Source organism: Azovibrio sp., from assembly GCF_049658005.1.
GTDB lineage: Bacteria > Pseudomonadota > Gammaproteobacteria > Burkholderiales > Rhodocyclaceae > Azovibrio.
Genome location: NZ_JBASOH010000016.1, coordinates 1 through 5,950, shown reverse-complemented (window position 1 = coordinate 5,950; position 5,950 = coordinate 1). Strand labels below are relative to the sequence as shown.

At 67.7% G+C, this 5,950-nt stretch carries 7 protein-coding genes; 3 read left to right on the top strand and 4 right to left on the bottom strand.

The genetic code is table 11. The annotated features are described in order from the left end of the window. The 3 genes from WBH99_RS01655 to WBH99_RS01645 all read left to right on the top strand — a co-directional run. Positions 1–286: thiamine phosphate synthase (locus WBH99_RS01655; protein WP_424218370.1), on the top strand; the 286-nt coding region annotated here is incomplete at its 5' end. Beyond that, the gene (gene hemL / locus WBH99_RS01650; protein WP_424218369.1) at positions 283–1,563 is read left to right on the top strand and encodes a glutamate-1-semialdehyde 2,1-aminomutase; all 1,281 of its coding nucleotides are present in this window, start codon (positions 283–285) and stop codon (positions 1,561–1,563) included. The genes WBH99_RS01655 and hemL, both read left to right, overlap by 4 nt. A 45-nt stretch (positions 1,564–1,608) precedes the next feature. Continuing rightward, the gene (locus WBH99_RS01645) at positions 1,609–2,310 is read left to right on the top strand and encodes a UPF0149 family protein (RefSeq protein ID WP_424218368.1); all 702 of its coding nucleotides are present in this window, start codon (positions 1,609–1,611) and stop codon (positions 2,308–2,310) included. A gap of 40 nt (positions 2,311–2,350) precedes the next feature. Here the strand turns inward: WBH99_RS01645 and WBH99_RS01640 are convergent, their stop codons facing one another. The 4 genes from WBH99_RS01640 to folD are packed head-to-tail and all read right to left on the bottom strand — an operon-like array spanning position 2,351 to position 5,839. After that, positions 2,351–3,334 (bottom strand): L-threonylcarbamoyladenylate synthase, encoded by a 984-nt coding sequence (locus tag WBH99_RS01640; protein WP_424218367.1) that lies wholly within the window; start codon positions 3,332–3,334, stop codon positions 2,351–2,353. A 2-nt stretch (positions 3,335–3,336) separates the two neighbouring features. Next, a complete protein-coding gene (locus WBH99_RS01635) occupies positions 3,337–4,488 on the bottom strand; it encodes a 5-(carboxyamino)imidazole ribonucleotide synthase (RefSeq protein WP_424218365.1) in 1,152 nt (383 codons plus the stop codon). Positions 4,489–4,490: 2 nt separating this feature from the next. Then, complete coding sequence (purE, locus tag WBH99_RS01630; protein ID WP_424218364.1) at positions 4,491–4,955, bottom strand: 5-(carboxyamino)imidazole ribonucleotide mutase; 465 nt, start codon at positions 4,953–4,955, stop codon at positions 4,491–4,493. Positions 4,956–4,984: 29 nt separating this feature from the next. Continuing rightward, positions 4,985–5,839: a bifunctional methylenetetrahydrofolate dehydrogenase/methenyltetrahydrofolate cyclohydrolase FolD gene (folD, locus tag WBH99_RS01625; protein WP_424218363.1), complete on the bottom strand. Its 855-nt coding sequence runs from the start codon at positions 5,837–5,839 to the stop codon at positions 4,985–4,987. Positions 5,840–5,950 lie beyond the last annotated feature (111 nt).

Sequence of the window (5,950 nt, the reverse complement as noted above, 5' to 3'; positions counted from 1 at the left end):
GCGCCAGGCCGTGGCCGAGGGGGCGAGCTACGTCGCCTTTGGCGCGGTCCATGCCTCGCCCACCAAGCCCGGCGCGGCCCGCGCCCCCCTTTCCCTGTTCGAGCGGGCGCGGCGGGAATTGCCGGTGCCGGCCTGCGCCATCGGCGGCATTACCCTGGATAATGTGGCCCCCGTGATAGCGGCCGGGGCCCGGCTCGTCGCCGTCATCAGCGATCTCACCGGCCCGCCCGCGGCGATGCGCGCCCGGGCTGCCGCCTATCAACGACTTTTCGAGGATCTTTCATGACTTCCCGCAATCAGCAACTTTTCGACCGCGCCCAGCACCACATTCCCGGCGGCGTGAATTCCCCCGTGCGGGCCTTTCGTTCCGTCGGCGGCGTGCCTTGCTTTCTCGAAAGGGGCGCCGGGGCCCGGGTCTGGGATGCGGATGGCAAGGAATATCTGGATTACGTCGGCTCCTGGGGGCCGCTGATCCTCGGCCACGCCGACCCGGAGGTGGTGGCCGCCGTGCAGCAGGCCGCCGGCAAGGGGCTCTCCTTCGGCGCCCCCACCGAGGCGGAGCTGGACATGGCCGATCTGCTCTGCCGTCTCGTCCCCTCGCTCGACATGGTGCGCCTCGTCTCCTCCGGCACCGAGGCCACCATGAGCGCCATCCGCCTCGCGCGCGGCTACACCGGCCGGGACCTCTTGGTGAAGTTCGAGGGCTGCTATCACGGCCACAGCGACAGCCTGCTGGTGAAAGCCGGCTCCGGCCTGTTGACCTTCGGCCACCCTTCTTCCAGCGGCGTCCCCGCCGACCTCGCCCGGCATACCCTGGTGCTGCCCTACAACGACCCGGCCGCCCTGGCCGAAGCCTTTGCCCGGCACGGGGACGAGATTGCCACGGTGATCGTGGAGCCGGTGGCGGGCAACATGAACCTCGTCCTGCCGAGCCGGGAATTCATCCTGCTGCTGCGCGAATTGACGGCCCGGCACGGCGCCGTGCTGATCTTCGATGAGGTGATGACCGGTTTCCGGGTCGGCCTGGGGTCCGCCCAGGGCCTCTTTGGCATCACGCCCGACCTCTCGGCCTTCGGCAAGGTGGTGGGGGGCGGCATGCCCCTGGCGGCCTTTGGCGGCCGGCGCGACATCATGGAAAAAATCGCGCCCCTGGGCCCCGTCTATCAGGCCGGCACCCTGTCCGGCAACCCGGTGGCGGTGGCTGCCGGGCTCGTCACCCTGAAGCGGGTCCAGGCCCCGGGGTTCTACGAGAGCTTGACGGCCCGCACCCGTGAGCTTTGCGAAGGGCTGACGGCGGCGGCAAGAAAACACGGGGTGAAGTTCTGCGCCCAGAACGTCGGCGGCATGTTCGGCCTGTACTTTGCCGAATCCTGCCCCGATTCCTATGAAGAGGTGCTGGCCTGCGACAAGGAAGCCTTCAACCGCTTCTTCCACGCCCTGCTGGCGGCCGGCCACTACTTCGCCCCTTCCGCCTTCGAGGCCGGCTTCGTTTCCGCCGCCCATACGCAAGCCGATATCGCCGCCACGCTCGCCGCCGCCGAGGCCTGGTTTGCCGCCCGATAAACCGGCATTCCCCTGAACAAAAGCTGCGGATCAAGAGAGGTTGTCATGGAAAATCTGAATGTTCCCCTGAGTGAATCCGAACTGGAGCAGCTGGAAGCCTTGCTGGATTCGGATCAACTCGCCGGGCAGGCCATGGGCCTGGATCAGTTGCAGGCATTTCTCTGCGCCGTTGCAAGTGGGCCGCAAGTCCTGCCCCCCAGTGTCTGGCTGTCGGAGGTGATAGGCGGGGAAGGTCTTCCCGATCGTGAAACGGCGGAGGCGCTCCTGAGTCTGGTGTTTCGCCTGTATAACCAGGTGCTCGATGATCTCGGCCATCAGCGCGGGGTGGCGCCCATCCTTTATCCCCTGGAGGAAGAAGGGGGGGCGCTGGATTACGGCTCCTGGGCGGATGCCTACCTGTTTGGCGCCAATCTGGGCGACGTTCCCTGGCAGGAGGCGGCAGGGGAGCATTGGGACGACTTGGCCGAACAGCTGGAAGTCCTGTTCTTTCTCAATGGCAGTCTCAAGGAGGACGTGCTGGCGTCCGGAGAGACCTGGGTTTCGCCGCAGGAAGAGGCCCGCTGGCTGGCGGATGCCCAGGAGAGCCTGGCCGATGTGGTGCAATCCATTCATGACTTCTGGATGGCGCGGCGCAACATTCCGGCTCCGGTGCGGCGCGCTGCGCCCAAGGTGGGCCGCAATGATCCTTGTCCTTGCGGGAGCGGGCGTAAATTCAAGCAGTGTTGCGGTAGTAAGACCTTGCACTGAGCTTGTGCTTCGAGTTGCAGTCAGGCGCAGGCCGATGCAGTCAGGTTGACACCGCCGCCCGGCGCAGGCGGTCCTGGACGGCGTTCCATCCGGGATCCGGAGGCGGCGCTTCCACCACGATCAGCTCCAGGCCCAGGTGGTCGAACTCGCGCAGGGCGTCGTACAGATCGCGGGCGTAGCCCGCCGGGTCGGCGGGCAGCAGGCGCCAGGGGTGCGGCATGCCGGCCTGGGCCGGCTGATCGTAAGCCAGCACGCCGCAGCGGTTGCCGGCGTGGCGCTGCAGGGTGAGGAAATCGAGCAGCCGTGGCGGGGCGATCAGGCGCACCGGGGTGATCGGGGCATAGTGGGATTCCAGGGCGCCGGGAACCCGGGGCGCGCCCTGGCCCGGACGCACGCCGGGCATCTCGCCTAGCACCTCGGCCAGCCGCTGCGGGCTGAAGTAGCCGGGGCGAAGGAGCTCCGGCTGACCGCGCGAGAGGTCGAGGATGGTCGATTCGATGCCGACCTGGCAGGGGCCGCCGTCCAGGATCAGAGGCACCTGCCCGCCCAGTTCCTCCGCCACATGGGCGGCGCGGGTCGGGCTGACGCGGCCGAAGCGGTTCGCCGAAGGGGCGGCGATGCCGCCCGGCGTGCCCGCATCGGCAAAGGCCTTGAGCAGTTCCAGGGCGAGCGGGTGGCCAGGCACCCTGAGGCCCACCGTGTCCTGGCCGCCGGTGACGGCCTCGGGCACCCAGGGCTGCTTTTTCAGGATCAGGGTGAGCGGCCCGGGCCAGAACATTTCCGCCAGGTCCCAGGCGGCCTGGGGAATGTCGGCGGCCCAGCGGTCGAGCCAGGCCGATCCGGGCAGGTGCACGATCAGGGGGTGGTCGGCGGGGCGACCCTTGGCGGCGAAGATTTTTGCCACCGCCGCCGGGTTGGCCGCATCCGCGCCGAGGCCATAGACGGTCTCGGTGGGCAGGGCCACCAGCTCGCCGGCTCGAAGAAGGGCGACGGCGCGGGCCAGGAGGGCGGGGTCGAGGGCCATCTTCAATCAGCGATGCCGATGGCGGTGCGGGCTGTGAGGGCCGTGGCCAGCACCGCATCGAGCGGCTCGCCTACGACGGTGAAGTGCCCCATCTTGCGGCCCGGCCGGGCGTGGTGCTTGCCGTAGAGGTGCAGTTTCAGGTTGGGGATGGCATAGAGCCGCGACCAGTCCGGCTCCCGGTAATGGCCATCGGCCGCGCCGCCCTCGTACCAGAGTTCGCCGAGCAGATTCACCATCACCGCCGCCGAGTGCATCCGGACTTCGCCCAGGGGCAGGCCGCACAGGGCTCGGAGCTGCTGCTCGTACTGGCTGGTGACGCAGGCATCGAGGCTGTAGTGGCCGCTGTTGTGGGGCCGGGGCGCCATTTCGTTCACATGGAGCTGGCCCTTGCTGACGAAGAATTCCACCGCCAGGGTGCCGATGTAATCGAGCTTGGCGGCGATCTGCTCGGCGATTTCCTGGGCATTGCCGGCAAGGCAGGCGCTGGCCCGGGCCGGGACGATGGAGATGTCGAGAATGCCCTGGCGGTGCTGGTTCTCGGCAACGGGAAAGCACTTGACCTCGCCATTTTCGTCCCGGGCGAGGACCACGGAGACTTCGTAATCGAGGCTGAGCCGTTGCTCGAGAACGCAGGGCTCGCCCTTGAAACCGCGCCAGGCGGCGAGGGCTTGTTGCCGGTCATGCACCACCGCCTGGCCCTTGCCGTCATAGCCGAAGCGGGCCACCTTGAGGATGCCGGGGAACAGGCCGGCGTTGGCGGTTTGCAGGTCGTCTGCCGCGCTGACGGCGATGCAGGGCGCATGGGGCAGGCCATGCTCACGCAGAAAGCGCTTTTCGGCGATGCGGTTCTGGCACACCGAGACCGCCTCGGGCGAGGGGCGCACCGGGATGAACTTGGCGAGGTAGGCCAGGGTGGCGGCGGGGACGTTCTCGAATTCGGTGGTGACGGCGGCACAGCGCTCCGCCAGTTCGTCCAGGGCGGTGTAATCCTCATAGGCGGCGCACAGGTGCCGGTCGGCGATCCGGCCGGCGGGGCTGTTGGCATCCGGGTCGAGCACCCAGACCTGGTAGCCCAGCTCGTGCGCGGCGGCAACGAAGAAGCGGCCGAGCTGGCCGCCGCCGAGCAGGCCGAGGGTGGCGGGGGGCAGGATCATGGTCACACTTCCGGCAGCTTCATGGCCAGGACCTTTTCGGTCTGGGCCAGGCGGAATTTCTGCAGCTTTTCCGCCAGTTCCGGGTTGTCATTGGCGAGCATGGCCACCGCGAACAGGGCGGCGTTGGCGGCGCCGGCCTCGCCGATGGCAAAGGTGGCGACGGGGATGCCCTTGGGCATCTGCACGATCGAGTGCAGGGAATCCACGCCGGAGAGTGCCTTCGATTGCACCGGCACGCCCAGCACCGGCACCGCGGTCTTGGCGGCCAGCATGCCGGGCAGGTGGGCGGCGCCGCCGGCGCCGGCGATGATCGCCTTCAAGCCTCGCTCGCCGGCCATGGCGGCGTAGTCAAAGAGCAGGTCCGGGGTGCGGTGGGCGGACACCACCCGGGCTTCGAAGGGGATGCCGAATTCCTTGAGGATCACGGCGGCGGCCTGCATGGTGGGCCAGTCGGAATCGGAGCCCATGACGACGCCGATCAGAGGTTGGTGGTTGCTCACAGCCCGGCCTCGCGTTCGGCGGCCTCGATGGTGTTGGCCAGCAGCATGGTGATGGTCATGGGGCCGACGCCGCCGGGTACCGGGGTGATCAGGGCAGCCACTGCCTTGCAGCCGTCGAAATCCACGTCGCCGCAGAGCCTGCCATCGGCCAGGCGGTTGATGCCGACGTCGATCAGCACGGCGCCGGGCTTGATCATGTCGGCGGTGACGAAGTGGGGCTTGCCCACGGCGGCGACGATGATGTCGGCGTTCGCGGTGTGAAACTTCAGGTCCCGGGTCTTGGAGTGGCAGACGGTGACGGTGGCGCCGGCATTGATGAGGAGGAGCGCCATGGGTTTGCCGACGATGTTGGAGCGGCCGAGCACCACGGCTTTTTTGCCGGCGAGATCGACCTGGCCTTTCTCGAACAGCTTCATGACGCCATAAGGGGTGCAGGGAATGAAGCGGGGATTGCCTTGAACCAGGGCGCCCAGGTTTTCGGCATGGAAACCATCCACGTCCTTTTCGGGGGAGATGGCTTCGAGCACGGCGGCTGCATCGAACTGCCGCGGCAGGGGGAGTTGCACCAGAATGCCATGCACCCTGGGGTCGGCATTGAGTTCGGCGATCTTGGCCAGCACCACGGCCGGATCCACGTCGGCCGGATAGGCCCATTTCTCGGAATGCAGGCCCACGGCCGCGCAGGCCTCGACCTTGTTGCGCACATAGACCTGGGAAGCCGGGTCTTCCCCCACCAGGATCACCGCCAGGCCGGGTTTTTGCCCCCTGGCGACAAGGGCTGCCACCCGTTCCTTGAAGCCGGCGCGCAGCTCCTGAGCCAGAGCCTTGCCGTCGAGAATTTGAGCCGTCATCGTCGCATCCGCAAAAAAACGGGAAAGGCGGTCCCTTTCCCTTTGAAGGGCAAGGATTTTATCAGATTCGCCGCCGGAGCCGAAACGGTTCGGGAAACCCGGATTCCGCGC

Coding starts and splice junctions, on each gene's coding strand:
- WBH99_RS01645 (WP_424218368.1), top strand. CDS start 1,609: ATGGAAAATCTGAATGTTCCCCTGAGTGAATCCGAACTGGAGCAGCTG.
- purE (WP_424218364.1), bottom strand. CDS start 4,955: ATGGGCTCCGATTCCGACTGGCCCACCATGCAGGCCGCCGCCGTGATC.
- folD (WP_424218363.1), bottom strand. CDS start 5,839: ATGACGGCTCAAATTCTCGACGGCAAGGCTCTGGCTCAGGAGCTGCGC.
- hemL (WP_424218369.1), top strand. CDS start 283: ATGACTTCCCGCAATCAGCAACTTTTCGACCGCGCCCAGCACCACATT.
- WBH99_RS01640 (WP_424218367.1), bottom strand. CDS start 3,334: ATGGCCCTCGACCCCGCCCTCCTGGCCCGCGCCGTCGCCCTTCTTCGA.
- WBH99_RS01635 (WP_424218365.1), bottom strand. CDS start 4,488: ATGATCCTGCCCCCCGCCACCCTCGGCCTGCTCGGCGGCGGCCAGCTC.